The organism is Acidovorax sp. LjRoot118 (genome assembly GCF_964253575.1).
In the GTDB taxonomy this organism is placed as follows: domain Bacteria; phylum Pseudomonadota; class Gammaproteobacteria; order Burkholderiales; family Burkholderiaceae_C; genus Acidovorax.
On sequence record NZ_CAXURB020000001.1, the window covers coordinates 2176508 to 2191238 of the forward strand.

General features: G+C 67.8%; 14 protein-coding genes. 8 read left to right on the plus strand and 6 right to left on the minus strand.

The window, feature by feature from the left end:
- Window positions 1-32 precede the first annotated feature (32 nt).
- From ACSQ9E_RS10125 to ACSQ9E_RS10140, 4 genes are read left to right on the plus strand one after another with little or no spacing between them, the layout of a single operon-like run.
- Window positions 33-1145, plus strand: a complete 1113-nt coding sequence (locus tag ACSQ9E_RS10125; protein ID WP_436178645.1) for a cell division protein FtsZ — start codon at window positions 33-35, stop codon at window positions 1143-1145.
- Between the two features lie 33 nt (window positions 1146-1178).
- Complete coding sequence (locus tag ACSQ9E_RS10130) at window positions 1179-1712, plus strand: hypothetical protein (protein ID WP_436178644.1); 534 nt, start codon at window positions 1179-1181, stop codon at window positions 1710-1712.
- The gene (gene ligA, locus ACSQ9E_RS10135; protein WP_436217648.1) at window positions 1705-3804 is read left to right on the plus strand and encodes an NAD-dependent DNA ligase LigA; all 2100 of its coding nucleotides are present in this window, start codon (window positions 1705-1707) and stop codon (window positions 3802-3804) included. Before ACSQ9E_RS10130 ends, ligA begins: the two co-directional genes overlap by 8 nt.
- Entirely contained in the window at window positions 3804-6212 is a 2409-nt protein-coding gene (locus ACSQ9E_RS10140) for a penicillin-binding protein 1A (RefSeq protein ID WP_436217649.1), read from the plus strand. The genes ligA and ACSQ9E_RS10140 overlap by 1 nt, the downstream gene beginning before the upstream one ends.
- A gap of 200 nt (window positions 6213-6412) precedes the next feature.
- Here ACSQ9E_RS10140 and ACSQ9E_RS10145 read toward each other — a convergent pair whose 3' ends face one another.
- From ACSQ9E_RS10145 to ACSQ9E_RS10155, 3 genes are all read right to left on the minus strand, one after another.
- Entirely contained in the window at window positions 6413-6607 is a 195-nt protein-coding gene (locus tag ACSQ9E_RS10145; protein WP_057267822.1) for a DUF1737 domain-containing protein, read from the minus strand.
- Window positions 6608-6626: 19 nt separating this feature from the next.
- Complete coding sequence (locus ACSQ9E_RS10150; protein ID WP_436217650.1) at window positions 6627-7178, minus strand: NUDIX hydrolase; 552 nt, start codon at window positions 7176-7178, stop codon at window positions 6627-6629.
- A 105-nt stretch (window positions 7179-7283) separates the two neighbouring features.
- Entirely contained in the window at window positions 7284-7979 is a 696-nt protein-coding gene (locus ACSQ9E_RS10155; protein ID WP_057203225.1) for a fumarylacetoacetate hydrolase family protein, read from the minus strand.
- Between the two features lie 134 nt (window positions 7980-8113).
- Here ACSQ9E_RS10155 and ACSQ9E_RS10160 point away from each other — a divergent pair, with 134 nt between their 5' ends.
- On the plus strand, window positions 8114-8569 hold the full coding sequence (locus ACSQ9E_RS10160) for a MarR family winged helix-turn-helix transcriptional regulator (RefSeq protein ID WP_057203224.1): 456 nt from the start codon (window positions 8114-8116) through the stop codon (window positions 8567-8569).
- 9 nt (window positions 8570-8578) lie between these two features.
- Window positions 8579-9382, plus strand: a complete 804-nt coding sequence (gene pgeF, locus ACSQ9E_RS10165) for a peptidoglycan editing factor PgeF (protein WP_436217651.1) — start codon at window positions 8579-8581, stop codon at window positions 9380-9382.
- On the opposite strand, the gene ACSQ9E_RS10170 is transcribed toward pgeF, so the two are convergent.
- A complete protein-coding gene (locus ACSQ9E_RS10170) occupies window positions 9302-9628 on the minus strand; it encodes a hypothetical protein (protein ID WP_436217652.1) in 327 nt (108 codons plus the stop codon). The two genes, pgeF and ACSQ9E_RS10170, sit on opposite strands and share 81 nt — an antisense overlap.
- Before the next feature lie 125 nt (window positions 9629-9753).
- On the opposite strand from ACSQ9E_RS10170, the gene ACSQ9E_RS10175 reads away from it, so the two are divergent.
- Together ACSQ9E_RS10175 and ACSQ9E_RS10180 are read left to right on the plus strand one after the other, a co-directional pair.
- Window positions 9754-11460, plus strand: coding sequence for a PHA/PHB synthase family protein (locus tag ACSQ9E_RS10175; protein WP_436217653.1), 1707 nt, complete (start codon window positions 9754-9756; stop codon window positions 11458-11460).
- 98 nt (window positions 11461-11558) lie between these two features.
- Window positions 11559-12737 carry an acetyl-CoA C-acetyltransferase gene (locus tag ACSQ9E_RS10180; protein ID WP_057203220.1) on the plus strand — a complete coding sequence of 393 codons (1179 nt, stop codon included), beginning with the start codon at window positions 11559-11561 and terminating at the stop codon, window positions 12735-12737.
- Between the two features lie 70 nt (window positions 12738-12807).
- Here the strand turns inward: ACSQ9E_RS10180 and ACSQ9E_RS10185 are convergent, their stop codons facing one another.
- Window positions 12808-14109: an IS4 family transposase gene (locus ACSQ9E_RS10185; RefSeq protein WP_436220183.1), complete on the minus strand. Its 1302-nt coding sequence runs from the start codon at window positions 14107-14109 to the stop codon at window positions 12808-12810.
- 127 nt (window positions 14110-14236) lie between these two features.
- Window positions 14237-14590 carry a DOPA 4,5-dioxygenase family protein gene (locus ACSQ9E_RS10190; protein ID WP_436217654.1) on the minus strand — a complete coding sequence of 118 codons (354 nt, stop codon included), beginning with the start codon at window positions 14588-14590 and terminating at the stop codon, window positions 14237-14239.
- Window positions 14591-14731 lie beyond the last annotated feature (141 nt).

The following is a 14731-nucleotide window of genomic DNA, read 5'->3' on the forward strand; positions in this document are numbered from 1 at the left end:
CTTCCCGCCGGGCACGGACCGGACCGAGATCTATGAGCACATTGCAACTGAGTCTGGCGATCATCGGCGGCCTGGTGCTGGCCCTCATCGTGGCCTACAACGCCTGGACGTCGCACCGCAACGCGCCGCGGCGCGCCTCGCCCGAGGAGCCCGAGCACGGGGCCGACCCGGCGCTGCGCCAGGAGCCCGGTTTCGATGCCGGTGCCACCCAGCTCACGGCGGCGGAACTGGACAGCCTGGACCGCGGACCCGACCCCTCGGTGCACACGGTGGACGTGCTCGATGCGCTGCAGATGCCGGTGCCGCCGATGTCGCTGGAGCGCCGGCCGGGGCTCGACCCGCTGATCGACGTGATCGCCACCTTGCAGCCCGAGCTCATCGTTTCGGGCGATGCCGCGCTGGCCGCCATGCCGCCCACCCGCCGCGCGGGCAGCAAGCCCTTTGCCATCGAAGGCTACAACGAAGCCACCCAGCAGTGGGAGACGCCGTCGCCCGGCCAGCGCTACCAGAGCTTCCAGGCTGGCGTGCAGCTGGCCAACCGCATGGGCGCGCTCAACGAGATCGAATACTCCGAATTCGTGGTCAAGGCCCAGGCCTTTGCCGATGCGGTGAACGCCGCCCCCGACTTTCCCGACATGCTGCAGGAAGTGGCCCGTGCCCGCGAGCTCGACCAGTTCGCCAGCGACCACGATGCGCAACTGGCCTTCATGCTGCGCGCGCGCCAGGCCGCCTGGAGCCCCGGCTACATCCACCAGAACGCCGCGCGCCTGGGCTTCGTGTCCGGCGCCATGCCGGGCCGCCTGGTGCTGCCCACGGGCAGCCCGGGCCTGCCGCCGCTGCTCACCCTGGGCTACGACACGCAGGCCGCACTGGCCGATGACCCGGACCAGTCCGCCATCCGCGACGTGACGCTGAGCCTGGATGTCTCCCAGGTGCATCGCGGCGAACAGCCGTTCACGCGCCTGCGCGAAGTGGCCTCAGCGCTGTGCGAGGCCATGGACGGCGTGCTCTGCGACCAGAACGGCCACCCGCTGCCCGCCATGGCCATGGACCCGATCGCGGCCGACCTGGAGCTGCTGTACGACCAGCTCGACGGGCGCGAGCTGTCGGCCGGCTCGGTGCTGGCGCGGCGCCTGTTCAGCTGAGTGGCCGGGCATCCCGGGCCGAAAGGAGATCCCATGCGCTGGTGGCACGTGCTGTTTCCGCAGGTGGTGGAAACGCCCCAGGGGCTGTTTCGCCCCTCGAACCGTTTCATCGACTACGGCTTGCCCGCGATCGGCTTTCTGGTCATCGTGGGCATGTTCCTCAGGGCATCCCTGGCAGGCCGGACCAATTATTTCATCCTGGGGTATCTGGGCTTCGTCATTGCATCGGTGGCCTTGGCCTGGCGCGCACGGCGCAAGTTCGGACCCATGGGGCAGCCGCTGGTGCGCATTGATGGCGCAGGGATCTACCTGAGCATGCCCCAGAATGTGCGCCCGGGCCACGTGCAGGTGCCGCTGGCGGACATCCGGGCGCTCGTGGTCAAAGGCACGCCTGGCCTGCGCAGCTATGTGTTCGAGCGCCATGCGGGCGAGCCCATCGAGGTGCGCCCGGGGCTTGGGCGCCTTGACGCCCGAGTTATCGATTTCCTGCAGCGCGCCATGCCCGCCGCCATTCCTGTAACCGTGCAGGAGCCTCCTACTTTCCTGGGTGCCATCCGTGGTGACTGATTCCAATCCCTCCGCAGCCAGTGCGCTGTCCCTGCAACCGGCCGAGGCCGTCGACGCGCTGCGCGACCAGCTCAATCGCTGGGCCCACCAGTACTACGTACTCGACGAGCCCACGGTGCCCGATGCCGAGTACGACCGGGTGTTCCGTGAGCTGCAGGCCCTGGAGGAGGCGAACCCCGACCTCATCACCCCCGATTCGCCCACGCAGCGCGTGATCGGTGGCGTCGCGGACGGCCTGGCGCCGGTGCGCCATGCCGTGCCCATGCTCAGCATCCACACCGAGACCGATACCGAGGCCACGGGCGCCCAGGCCTTCGATGCCCGCGTGCGCCGCGAGCTGGGCCTGGCCGAGTCCGACCCGGCGATCGAGTACGTGGCCGAGCCCAAGTTCGACGGCCTGGCCATGAGCCTGCGCTACGAAGGCGGCCGCCTGGTGCAGGCCGCCACGCGCGGCGATGGCGAAGTGGGCGAAGACGTGACCCACAACATCCGCCGCATCCGCCAGATCCCTTTGATCCTGCCGGCCGGCGTGCCGCCGCTGCTCGAAGTGCGCGGCGAGGTCTACATGCGCCGCGCCGATTTCGATGCCTTGAACGAACGCCAGCGCGAGCAGGGCGGCAAGACATTCGTGAACCCGCGCAACGCCGCGGCGGGTGCGGTGCGCCAGCTCGATTCGGACATCTCGGCCCGGCGCCCGCTGAGCTTTTTCGCCTACGGCCTGGGCGCCACCACGCCGGTGAACGAAGGCGGCCAGGCCTTCATCACGCACTACGAGATGCTGCAGACCCTCAAGGAGTGGGGCTTCCCGGTGGCGGCGCAGGTGCAGATCGCCAAGGGCGCGGCCGAGCTCGTGGCCTTTCACCAGCAGGTGGGCGCCTCGCGCGACCAGCTGCCCTACGACATCGACGGCGTGGTCTACAAGGTCAACCGCCTGGACCTGCAGCGCGACCTGGGCTTCAAGACCCGCGAGCCGCGCTGGGCCGTGGCCCACAAGTACCCCGCGCAGGAGATGGCCACGCGCGTGGAGGGCATCGACATCCAGGTTGGGCGCACCGGCAAGCTCACGCCCGTCGCGCGCCTGGCGCCGGTGTTCGTCGGCGGGGTCACGGTGACCAATGCCACGCTGCACAACCTGTTCGAGATCCGCAAGAAGCAGGTGCGCGTGGGCGACACGGTGATCGTGCGCCGCGCGGGCGACGTGATCCCCGAGGTGGTGGGCGTGATGCCCGGCCAGCGCCCAGCCTATGTGCCCAACTTCCGCATGCCGCGCCAGTGCCCCGTGTGCGGCAGCGACGTGGTGCGCGAGCCCGGCGAGGCCAACCACCGCTGCACCGGCGGCCTGTTCTGCGCCGCGCAGCGCAAGGAGGCCATCCTGCACTTTGCCGCGCGCCGCGCGATGGACATCGAAGGCCTGGGCGACAAGCTGGTGGACCAACTGGTCGAGGCCAACGTGATCCGCACGCTGCCCGACCTGTACCGCCTGGGGCTCACCTCGCTGGTGGCGCTGGAGCGCATGGCCGAGAAATCGGCCCAGAACGTGCTGGCCGCGCTCGAAAAATCCAAGCAGACCACGCTGGCGCGCTTCCTGTTCGGCCTCGGTATCCGCCACGTCGGCGAATCCACCGCCCGGGACCTGGCCAAGCACTTCGGCACGCTGGACGCCATGATTGGCGCCACGGCCGAGACAGCCGCCACGGTGGAGCAACTGCTCGAAGTGCCCGACGTGGGCCCCATCGTGGCGCAAAGCTTCTACACCTTCTTCCAGCAGCCGCACAACCGCGAAGTGATCGAGCAACTGCGCGCCTGCGGCGTGGTCTGGCCTGAAGGCGCGCCGGCAGAAAAGGGTGCCCAGGTGCTGGCCGGCAAGACCATCGTGCTCACCGGCACGCTGCCCACCCTGAGCCGCGATGCCGCCAAGGACATGCTCGAGGCCGCAGGCGCCAAGGTCTCGGGCTCGGTGAGCAAGAAGACCAGCTATGTGGTGGCCGGCGAAGAGGCCGGCAGCAAGCTCGCCAAGGCCGAGGAACTGGGCGTGCCCGTGCTCGACGAGGCGGGCATGCTGGCGCTGCTGGCCGGCGGGCCCGCAGCGTGATGCCGCCCCTTCTCACCAACCTGGGCGCGCGCCTGGCCGCCGGCCTGCGTCGCGTGGTGGCCTATGCAAAGGGCTCCTCGCGCCGCAAATGGCTGCTGGCCATCCTGGCGCTGCCGTTGGCCCTGGTGCTTTTCACTGTGGCGCTGATCCCGTTCACTCCGTCCATCAGCGACATCACCAAGGCCAAGACCGAGCGGCCCGCGCAGTTGATCTCGGCCGACGGCAAGGTGCTGTCTGAATACCGGTGGGCGAACCGCGAGTGGGTGGCGCTCAACCGCATCGCACCGCACGTGATCAATGCGCTCATCGCCACCGAAGACCACCGCTTCTATGAGCACTGGGGCATGGACTGGCGGCGCACCGCCTCGTCGGTGGTGCACACGCTGCGCGGGGATCCGCAGGGCGGCTCCACCATCACCCAGCAGTTGGCGCGCAACCTGTTCCCCGAGGAGATCGGGCGCTCGCGCACCTTGACGCGCAAGCTCAAGGAGGCCATCACCGCGATCAAGATCGAGATGTCCTACTCCAAGGACGAGATCCTGGAGACCTACCTCAACACCGTGCCGTTTCTGTACAACGCCTACGGCATCGAGATGGCGGCGCGCACCTATTTCGACAAGTCGGCTGACAAGCTCAACCTGCTGGAGAGCGCCACGCTGATCGGCATGCTCAAGGGCACGGCCTACTACAACCCGGTGATGAACCCCGAGCGCGCCCAGGCGCGACGCAACACCGTGCTGGCGCAGATGGTCAAGCGCGACAAGCTCGACAAGGCCCAGTTCGACACCCTGCAAAAACGCCCCCTGCGCGTCGATTTCGAGCGCCAGAGCGAGGCCACGGGCCTGGCCCCGCACTTTGCCCAGCAGCTGCGCAAGACCCTGATCGCCTGGGCCGATGCCAACGGCTACAGCCTGCATGCCGATGGCCTGCTGGTGCACACCACCATCGACTCGCGCCTGCAGGCCTTCGCCAACCAGGCCGTGGCGCGCCAGGGCAAGCAGCTGCAGGGCATTGCCGATACCGCCTGGGCCCAGCGCAGCGCGTGGAACCCGCAGTCCGACCTGGTGCAGGACTTCGTGCGCGACACGCCCGAATACCGCACGGCGGTGGAGCAGGGTGCTACGCCAGAAGAAGCGCTCAAGACCCTGGTGGCAGATACCGCCTTCATGCGCACCCTGCGCCAGAACAAAACCCGCGTGCAGGCCGGATTCATGGCCATGGACCCGGTCACCGGCCACGTGCTGGCCTGGGTGGGCAGCCGCGATTTCGGCCAGGACCCGTTCGACCACGTGCAGCAGGCACGGCGCCAGCCGGGCTCCACCTTCAAGCCCTTCGTCTACGGCGCGGCCTTCGAGCAGGGCGCGCTGCCCACCGACACGCTGATGGACGAGGCCGTGGAAATCCCGCTGGGCGGTGGGCAGGTCTGGCGCCCCACCGATGGCGGCCCGCCGAGCGACGAACCCATGACCCTGGCCGACGGCCTGGCCCTGTCCAAGAACACCATCACCGCGCAGCTCATGCACAAGGTCGGCCCCGCCCACGTGGCCGAGCTGGCGCGCGCCATGGGTGTGCGCGAGAGCAAGCTCGAACTCGTGCCCTCGCTGGCGCTCGGTACCAGCCCGGTCACGCTGCGCGAGATGGTTTCGGCCTACGGCACCATCGCCAATGCCGGGCGCTACGTGTCGCCGGTGCTCATCACGCGCATCGAGGACCGCCATGGCAAGGTGCTGCAGACCTTCACCCCGCCCGCGGCCGAGAAGGTGCTGCCCGTGGGCGTGGCGCAGACGCTGCGCGCCACCATGCGCGGCGTGATCGACAAGGGCACGGGCCGCGCCATCCGCACGCGCTATGGCATCCAGGGCGACGTGGCGGGCAAGACCGGCACCACGCAGGACAACACCGATGGCTGGTTCATCCTCATGCACCCGCGCGTGGTCGCTGGCGCCTGGGTGGGCTTCAACGACGGCCGCGTGACCCTGCGCAGCGACTACTGGGGGCAGGGCGCCCACAGCGCGCTGCCCATGGTCGGCGATTTCGTGCAGCAGGCCTTCCGCTCGCAGGTGCTCGACGGCAAGGACCGCTTCATCGACGAAGAAGACACCAGCGCCGTGGGCAATGCCATGGCCGGCATGCGCAGCTGGGTGATGGACCTGTTCGGCCGCGATGCCCCGGGCCAACCGCCTGGCCAGCCGGGACAGCCCGGCAGCTACCCGCCACCGCTGCCCCCAGGCACCCTGCCGCCCGTGATCCGCGAGCCGGACCTGCTGCCGTTGCCTGAAGCGCCTGTGCGCTCTCCGACGCCCCCGGCCGAGAAGATGGTGCTGCCGCCGCTGTCGCCTGCCATGCCCCCGCCGGTCGGCGTACCGCCACCCGGTGGACAGGTGCCAGGGGCCGAGGTGCCGCCCTGAAGTGAAACACCCCCTGAGTCGCTTCGCGCCTTCACCCCTCTCTCGTCTCGCTGCGCGAGGCGGGAGGGGGACGCCCCCAGAGCAAGGGCTGGATACGCCGCCTTCGCGGCGGGGCGGCCCTTGCGAGGGGGCACTGGCCTGGGCCGCGCCAGTTTCATGCCTCGTGGGTGGCGCGCAGCGCAATGGATAACTGAGAGGACTTATCGGTGCTGGGCGCCGGGCCAGAGGATGGCCTGCGCCACGATCACGCGCTCGCCGTTGAACGTGGCGGCTGGCGATCCGTAGAGCGCGTAGCCCAGCGCCAGCGCCTCGCTCACGCGCTTGCAGAAGGCGGCGTCATCGGGCCCGGTCAGCAGGCGGTAGGTGGGCAGGTTGTCGGGTGGAGTGCTGTTCATGGCAGACCTCTCTCAAGACTCACTCGATATCGATGCAGTGCAGCCCAAAAGCGCCGGCCTTGCGGTCGGCGAAATAGCACTCCAGCGTTTCCTTCACCGTGCGAAAGGCGATCTCGTGCCACGGGATTTCGGCCTCGGTGAACAGGCGTGCCTCGATGGTCTCGTGGCCGGGGTCAAACACCTCGCTGAGCAGCGTGGCGCGGTAGAAGAAATGCACCTGGCCCACGCGGCGCACGTTGAGCAGGCTGAACAGCGGGCCCATCTCGATCTGCGCGCCGGCCTCTTCGTCGGTCTCGCGCGCGGCGCCTTGCGAGGTGGTCTCCTCCAGCTCCATGAAGCCGGCGGGCAGCGTCCACTTGCCCCAGCGCGGCTCGATGTTGCGCTTGCACAGCAGCACGCGTCCATCGGCCAGCACAGGCACCGTGCCCACCACGTTGAGCGGGTTTTCGTAGTGCACCGTGTGGCAGGCCGGGCACACGGCGCGCAGCTTGGTGTCGCCATCGTCGGGCAGGCGGTACACCACGGCGGTGCCGCAGGCGCGGCAGTGTCGGATCGGGCTGCGAAAGGTCATGCGGGTAAAGCGTGGGGCTGCCGGCCTGGACCGGCGCCCGCAGCTATGAAAATAATAGTGTACTGCCCGCCAGGACGAGCCTGCGGCGGGCGATGGCGATCGGGATTACACCACCTTGAGCTTGATCCCCGTGAGGCCGTCCACACCGCCTTCGAGCGTGTCGCCGCGCACCACGGCGCCCACGCCTTCGGGCGTGCCCGTGTAGATCAGGTCGCCGGGCTGCAGCTCCCAGGCGGCCGACAGGTGCTCGATGGTCTCGGCGATGTTCCAGATCAGCTGGGCCACCGTGCTGCGCTGCTTGTCGGTGCCGTTGACCTGCAGCCAGATGCCGGCCTTGGCCACGTCGCCGGCCTGGGCCGCAGGCGTGATGGGGCCGATGGGGGCGCTGGCATCGAAGCCCTTGCCGATGCACCAGGGGCGGCCCTGCTTCTTCATGTCGTTCTGCAGGTCGCGGCGCGTCATGTCCAGGCCCGTGGCGTAGCCGTAGATGTGCGAGAACGCGTCGGCGGCCTTGATGTCCTTGCCGCCCTTGCCGATGGCCACCACCAGTTCGATCTCGTGGTGCAGGTTGGCGGTGAGGCTGGGGTAGGGCAACTCGCCGGTCTGGCCGGCATCGACGACGACGATGGCGTCGGCCGGCTTCATGAAGAAGAACGGCGGCTCACGGCCGGTGAAGCCCATTTCCTTCGCATGCTCTTCGTAGTTGCGGCCCACGCAGTAGATGCGGTGCACGGGAAAGCGGTCGCCGCTGCCCACCACGGGGACGCTGGCCACCGGCGCGGGGGAAAACACATAGCTCATGTCTGCCTTTCAAGGGTGTTGGGGAGTCTGCCGATGCACGTGCGCCCGTGGGCGATCGCGTACAAGGCGAGCCTGTTGCCAGTGTGCCACGCCCGCGCCGCAGTTGCTGGGGGTGGGGCGCTACACTCGCGCCCATGGCAAAGAGCTTCGATTTCCAAAACACGCCGGGCCACCTGGTGCGCCGCGCGCACCAGCGGACCGTGGCGCTTTTCATGGAAGAGACGGCCGGGTTCGACGTGACCCCGGTGCAGTTTGCCATCCTGCACGAGCTGCTGGCCCAGCCGGGCGAGGACCAGGTGACGCTGGCCTCGCGCGTGGCCTTTGATGCCGCCACCTCGGGTTCGGTCATCGGCCGGCTCGAAAAGCGCGGCTGGGTGCGCCGCGAGGCCGACACCCGCGACCGGCGCCGCAAGCTGCTGTGGATCACCCCCGAGGGCGAAACCGCCGCACTGCAGATGCGCGATGCCGCCCAGCGCGTGCAGGAGCGCCTGATGGGCCCCCTGAATGCCGAAGAGCGCGCAGTCCTGATGACCCTGCTGACCAAGGTCGTCTACCAACACCAGGACCCTGCAGGCACCTCCGGCGCCTGATTGCTTCCCATGGATGCTTCCCTGCCGGCCGACTGGCTGATACCCGACTGGCCTGCGCCGTCCGGCGTGCATGCGCTGTGCACCACACGTGCCGGCGGCGTCAGTGGCACGCCCTATGACCAACTGAACCTGGGCATCCACGTGGGCGACGATGCGGCGGCCGTGCAGGCCAACCGCCAGGTGCTGCAGTCCGTGCTGCAGGCCCGTACCGCCGGGGCACGCGCCGTCTTCCTGAACCAGGTGCATGGCACCGATGTCGCCGTGATCGACCGCACCACGCCCGATGCCACGGCGGCCGATGCCTGCCTGGCCACCGCGCCCGGCGCCGTGTGCACCATCATGGTGGCAGACTGCCTGCCGGTGCTGTTGGCCCACCGCGCGGGCAGCGTGGTGGCTGCCGCCCACGCCGGCTGGCGCGGCCTGGCCGGGGCTCAAGGGCAGGGGGTGCTCGAATCCACGGTGCAGCATCTGGCGGCCCAGGGCGCGCCTGCTGCCGAGGTCATTGCCTGGCTGGGGCCCTGCATCGGGCCCACGGCTTTCGAGGTGGGGGCCGAGGTGCGCGCGGCGTTCTGCGGCCATGATGCCGCCGCCGAGGCCTGTTTCGTGCCCCAGCCCGGGGGCAAGTTCCTCGCCGATCTGGCAGGCCTGGCCCGGCTGCGCCTGGCGGCCCTGGGGCTCAACGCGGTTTACGGCAACGATGGCACGGCACCCTGGTGCACGGTGCGCAATGCCTCACGGTTCTTTTCGCACCGGCGCGACACCGCCGTCCTCGGCGGCAGCGGGCGTTTCGCCGCCTGCATCTGGCGCGGCTGAGTCGGCCTGCGCGGCCCGCAGCGCCACCTGCTCGGCGTCCCAGGCGGCCTGCTCAGCCTGCTCGCGCTGCTTGATGGCCCGTTTGCGCGAGGGCGTGCCCATGATGTAGACCACGATCCCCATGGGCAGCAGCCCGTACAGCACGAAGGTGACGATGGCCCCGAGCACCGTGCCGGTGGTGTTGGTGGCTTCCGCCACGGCCATCATGAGGGTGACGTAGAGCCAGGCGATGACGATCAGGTACATTGTGTTGAAAACGTGTTTACGGGTTCTTGGCGCGATCAACGCGGTTGCAGGTTGCCAGCCCTCGCGGCGTGGGCAACAATGAAGGCAAGGTGCCGGTGCAGCCGAACACCATCAGAGGAGACGGGATGAGTTCAGAAGAATCGATCTGGGACCAGAGCGCCCAGCAATTCCAGCAGATTTTCGGTCAAGGCTGGGCGCAGGCCGTCCAATCATTCCAGAAAATTGACCTGGCAGCACCAGGTGCGGCCACTCCCGCGCCCGTGCAATTGTCGCCTGCCAAGCTGCAGGCCCTGCAGCAGCAGTACCTCGAAGAGGCCAAGGCCTTGTGGGCCCAGGGCCTGCAGGGCAAACCCGAGGTCAAGGACAAGCGCTTTGCCGGCGAAGGCTGGGCCGCCAACCCGGTGGCTGCCTTCTCTGCCGCCGCCTACCTGCTCAACGCCCGTACCCTGATGGGCCTGGCCGACGCTGTCGAGGCCGACGAGAAGACGCGCGCGCGCATCCGCTTCGGCGTGGAGCAGTGGATGGCGGCGATGGCACCCAGCAACTTCCTGGCCTTCAACGCCGAGGCGCAGAAGAAAGCCATCGAGACCAAGGGCGAGAGCATTGCCAAGGGCATGCAGAACCTGCTGCACGACCTGAAGCAGGGCCATGTTTCGATGACCGACGAGAGCCTGTTCGAGGTGGGGCGCAACGTGGCCACCACCGAGGGCGCCGTGGTGTTCGAGAACGAGCTGTTCCAGCTGCTCGAATACAAGCCGCTGACCGCCAAGGTCTACGAGCGCCCCTTCCTGCTGGTGCCACCGTGCATCAACAAGTTCTACATTCTCGACCTGCAGCCCGAGAACTCGCTGATCCGCTATGCGGTGAGCGAGGGGCACCGCACCTTCGTGGTGAGCTGGCGCAACCCCGACGACGCCCTGGCGAAGAAGACCTGGGACAACTACGTCGAAGACGGCGCCATGGCGGCCATCGACGTGGTGCAGAACATCACCGGCGCCGATCAGATCAACGCCCTGGGTTTCTGCGTGGGCGGCACCATCCTCTCCAACGCGCTGGCCGTGCTGGCCGCGCGCGGCGCCGAGCCTGTGGCCAGCGCCACCTTCCTGACCACACTGATCGACTTCAGCGACACCGGCATCCTCGACGTCTTCATCGACGAGGCCTTCGTCAAGTACCGCGAGATGGAGATGGGCAGTGGCGGCATGATGAAGGGCCAGGACCTGGCCTCGACCTTCAGCTTCCTGCGCCCCAACGACTTGGTGTGGAACTACGTTGTGGGCAACTACCTCAAGGGCGAAACGCCCCCGCCGTTCGACTTGTTGTACTGGAACAGCGACAGCACCAACCTGCCCGGGCCCTTCTATGCCTGGTACCTGCGCAATTTCTACCTCGAAAACAGCCTGGTCCAACCGGGCAAGCTGACCGTCTGCGGCGAGAAGATGGACCTGGGGCAGCTCACCTTGCCCACCTACATCTACGGCTCGCGCGAGGACCACATCGTGCCCGCCACGGCGGCCTATGCCTCGACCCAGGTGCTGCCGGGCAAGAAGCGCTTCGTGATGGGGGCCTCGGGCCACATCGCTGGCGTGATCAACCCGCCTGCCAAGGGCAAGCGCAGCCACTGGATCCGCGCCGACGGCAAGTTCCCCGGCACGCTCGATCAATGGCTGCAGGGCGCAGCCGAACACCCCGGCAGCTGGTGGACCGACTGGTCCGGCTGGCTCAAGGGCCATGCGGGCAAGCAGATCGCCGCGCCCAAGGGCTATGGCAAGGCCCCCAAGTTCAAGGCCATCGAGCCGGCCCCCGGCCGCTATGTGAAGCAAAAAGCCTGAGCCTGCAGACCTGAGAGAATTCACCGCAAGATCCGAAAGCACAGGGCCCGTTGTTCCGCCGATGGGCCCGTATCCACCCCCAGAAAGAAGGACATTCCATGGAAGACATCGTCATCGTTTCGGCCACCCGCACGGCGGTGGGCAAGTTTGGCGGCGCACTGGCAAAGGTACCCGCCACCGAGCTGGGCTCCATCGTCATCCGCGAAGCCCTAGCGCGCGCGGGCCTGGCTGCCGGCCAGGTGGGTGAAGTCATCATGGGCCAGGTGCTGGCGGCCGGCGTGGGCCAGAACCCTGCGCGCCAGGCCTCCATGAAGGCCGGCGTGGCGCAGGAGACGCCTGCGCTCACCATCAACGCCGTCTGCGGCTCGGGCCTCAAGGCCGTGATGCTGGCCGCCCAGGCCGTGGCCTGGGGCGACAGCGAGATCGTGGTGGCCGGTGGCCAGGAAAGCATGAGCCTGGCACCCCATGTGCTGCCCGGCTCGCGCGACGGCCAGCGCATGGGCGACTGGAAGCTGGTCGATACCATGATCGTTGACGGCCTGTGGGACGTGTACAACCAGTACCACATGGGCATCACGGCCGAGAACGTGGCCAAGCAGTACGGCATCACCCGCGAGCAGCAGGACGCATTGGCCCTGAACAGCCAGCTCAAGGCCGCCGCCGCGCAGGACGCCGGCAAGTTCGCCTACGAGATCGTGGACGTGGCCCTGGCGCAGAAGAAGGGCGACCCGATCTTCTTCAACACCGACGAGTACCTCAACCGCAAGACCAATGCCGAGGCCCTGGCCGGCCTGCGCCCCGCCTTCGACAAGGCCGGCAGCGTGACGGCGGGCAATGCCTCGGGCCTGAACGATGGCGCTGCTGCCGTGGTGGTGATGAGCGCCAAGAAGGCTGCCGCCCTGGGCCTCAAGCCGCTGGCACGCATCGCCTCCTTCGGCACCACCGGCCTGGACCCCGCCACCATGGGCATGGGCCCGGTGTCGGCCACGCGCAAGGCCTTGCAGCGCGCCGGCTGGAACGCCGCCGACGTGGACCTGTTCGAGCTCAACGAAGCCTTCGCCGCCCAGGCCTGCGCCGTGAACAAGGAGCTGGAGATCGACCCGGCCAAGGTCAACGTCAACGGTGGCGCCATTGCCATCGGCCACCCCATCGGTGCGTCGGGCTGCCGCATCCTGGTGACCCTGCTGCACGAGATGCAGCGCCGCGACGCCAAGAAGGGCGTGGCCGCACTGTGCATTGGTGGCGGCATGGGCGTGTCCCTGGCCTTGGAGCGCTGATCATCCTCGGCGCAGCAGCACCCTGCGGTTCTGCAGCCAGCCAAAGCCCACCACCCGGTGGTAATGCCGTTCACTTAAAGCGAACTTGCCTGATTGGATAGCGCGCAGGCGGCTTTTTCACCACACGGGGGCATTGACGCCCCCGTCGCTGTTTTGACACCAGCAAATCCCCAAGACGCTGACGCAAACGCTGCAGATGCTTGGGCAAGGTGCCAGGGCTGCTGGTGGCCAGCCAGTGCCACTCGTAGCGCAAATAATGCAGCGCCACCGTAAAGCTCAGCTCGGTGGGCTCTACTCCTTCTTCTCGCGCAACCTCAGCCATCTCCAGACGCACCAGGTTGTAGGCCAGCAAGACTCCCCATACCTCCTGCCTGACGGTCTGGGGGTTGCCACTGCGCAGCGTCAACCCCGCCCCCAGCATCTCCTGCTTGAGTTCGCGGTAGCTGGTCTCGATGTGCCAGCGCTGCTCATACTGCAGCGCAATCTCTTTGGCTGGCCAGGCTTTTGCATCCAGCAGCGAGGTCAGCAAGATGCGCCGCTGGCCGTGGCGCGAGATGACCTCTATCGCCCTGGCCTCCCAGTACGCGGGCAGGCAGGAATTGGCCTTGCGCGCCTGGGGGGAGACTTTCATGCGCACCCGATAGTCTGTCGGATGCTTGTCCAGTTTCTCCCACTGGCTATTGCTCTTGGCGGGGATGAGCCAATGGCGCTGGGTGCCTGTTTGCTGGACCTGCAGCAAGATCTCTGCGCTCAGGAAGCCCCGATCAAAGACCGTGAGTGAGTGCTCGGGAATGGCCTCAATCAACTCTTTGGCATAGCGCATCTCGTTCTTGCCGTATTCGCCAAAGACCGCATCTCTGAGCAGGTGCGTTGCCAGCGATGTGAGTGTGAGCATGCGCAACTGCGGATAGCTGGCGACCACGCCCGATGCGTACTCCTGAGCGCCGAAGTGTTGACGGTTGTCCGTGGTGTCCTGCGTTCGCAAAGTGCTGCCATCGATGGCATAGCGGGCCAAGCCCCGCCAGCTTCTGCCGCGCTGGTGGCGCTCATCCCAAGCGCTGGCACACAGGCCAAAAAGTTGGGCCAAGGGCTCTTGGCCCAGTCGCTGGCGCGCCTGGGTCACGGCGCTGTTCGCAATGGCTGGATTGACCTCATCAGGCAGCACCAGATCGAGCTCGGCCACGACCTGTGCGATGGATTGGTGGCGGTACATCGCCAGCGCAATGACCAGCCAGACGACTTGCTCGGCCGGCAACTTACGCCGCCGAACGCTGGCTTTGCCAGTGAGGGCCAGGGCATGGGCGATCCATTGCGGATCAATGTGCTGGGACAGCGCGGTGAAATCGGGGAGGGTGGGAGTCTTGCCGACCATCAGAGCCAAGGTGGGTGAAGCAACTGGCTCTGAGTATGGGCTATGGGCAGACAGGAAAAATGCCGCTCACTGGCTTAAGTGAACGGCATTAACCACCCGGTGGGCTTTTTTCATGGCCCTGGCTCGCTCAGCCGGTAAAGCCCACCAGGTTCAGCGTGTGCGAGTGCCCGAGCCAGATCGCGCAATCGCGGTGGTCGCGCAGGCCGTCACCGGTGTTGGGATGGGCGAACACGTCGAGCGTGCCGTGGTTGAGCGCCAGCCAGCCGATAACGTGCGAAAAGTCGGCCGTGCCGAAGGCGAGCTGGTAGCTCCACACCGGGTGCGGGCCCACGGGTCGCTCGTGGAAACGGCCGATCTCCACCCGGCCCGCCAGTTCGCGCGCGATGGTCTCGCGCAGTGCCCAGGCCGCGTCGCGGCTCTCGGTGTCGAAGTAGACATGGGCGTGCCAGTCGCGGATCAGGGCGGGGTCGAGCAGGGGCATGGGCGGCATGTTACGGCCTGGTCGGCCGCAGTGCCGGGCCGGCCTGCACAAGCCCCCACTGCCCAGGGCGTTGGCATCAGTGTCTGGTTTGCGCATCATCGAGGTGCGGTGCACGGCCGTCGCAGCCCATGGCCCTTGGCG

What these genes read in the sequence shown, in the direction of transcription:
- ACSQ9E_RS10125 (WP_436178645.1), top strand. Translation starts at nt 33, where the DNA reads ATGAGCACATTGCAACTGAGTCTGGCGATCATCGGCGGCCTGGTGCTG.
- ACSQ9E_RS10130 (WP_436178644.1), top strand. Translation starts at nt 1,179, where the DNA reads ATGCGCTGGTGGCACGTGCTGTTTCCGCAGGTGGTGGAAACGCCCCAG.
- ACSQ9E_RS10140 (WP_436217649.1), top strand. Translation starts at nt 3,804, where the DNA reads ATGCCGCCCCTTCTCACCAACCTGGGCGCGCGCCTGGCCGCCGGCCTG.
- ACSQ9E_RS10145 (WP_057267822.1), bottom strand. Translation starts at nt 6,607, where the DNA reads ATGAACAGCACTCCACCCGACAACCTGCCCACCTACCGCCTGCTGACC.
- ACSQ9E_RS10150 (WP_436217650.1), bottom strand. Translation starts at nt 7,178, where the DNA reads ATGACCTTTCGCAGCCCGATCCGACACTGCCGCGCCTGCGGCACCGCC.
- ACSQ9E_RS10155 (WP_057203225.1), bottom strand. Translation starts at nt 7,979, where the DNA reads ATGAGCTATGTGTTTTCCCCCGCGCCGGTGGCCAGCGTCCCCGTGGTG.
- ACSQ9E_RS10160 (WP_057203224.1), top strand. Translation starts at nt 8,114, where the DNA reads ATGGCAAAGAGCTTCGATTTCCAAAACACGCCGGGCCACCTGGTGCGC.
- pgeF (WP_436217651.1), top strand. Translation starts at nt 8,579, where the DNA reads ATGGATGCTTCCCTGCCGGCCGACTGGCTGATACCCGACTGGCCTGCG.
- ACSQ9E_RS10170 (WP_436217652.1), bottom strand. Translation starts at nt 9,628, where the DNA reads ATGTACCTGATCGTCATCGCCTGGCTCTACGTCACCCTCATGATGGCC.
- ACSQ9E_RS10175 (WP_436217653.1), top strand. Translation starts at nt 9,754, where the DNA reads ATGAGTTCAGAAGAATCGATCTGGGACCAGAGCGCCCAGCAATTCCAG.
- ACSQ9E_RS10180 (WP_057203220.1), top strand. Translation starts at nt 11,559, where the DNA reads ATGGAAGACATCGTCATCGTTTCGGCCACCCGCACGGCGGTGGGCAAG.
- ACSQ9E_RS10185 (WP_436220183.1), bottom strand. Translation starts at nt 14,109, where the DNA reads ATGGTCGGCAAGACTCCCACCCTCCCCGATTTCACCGCGCTGTCCCAG.
- ACSQ9E_RS10190 (WP_436217654.1), bottom strand. Translation starts at nt 14,590, where the DNA reads ATGCCCCTGCTCGACCCCGCCCTGATCCGCGACTGGCACGCCCATGTC.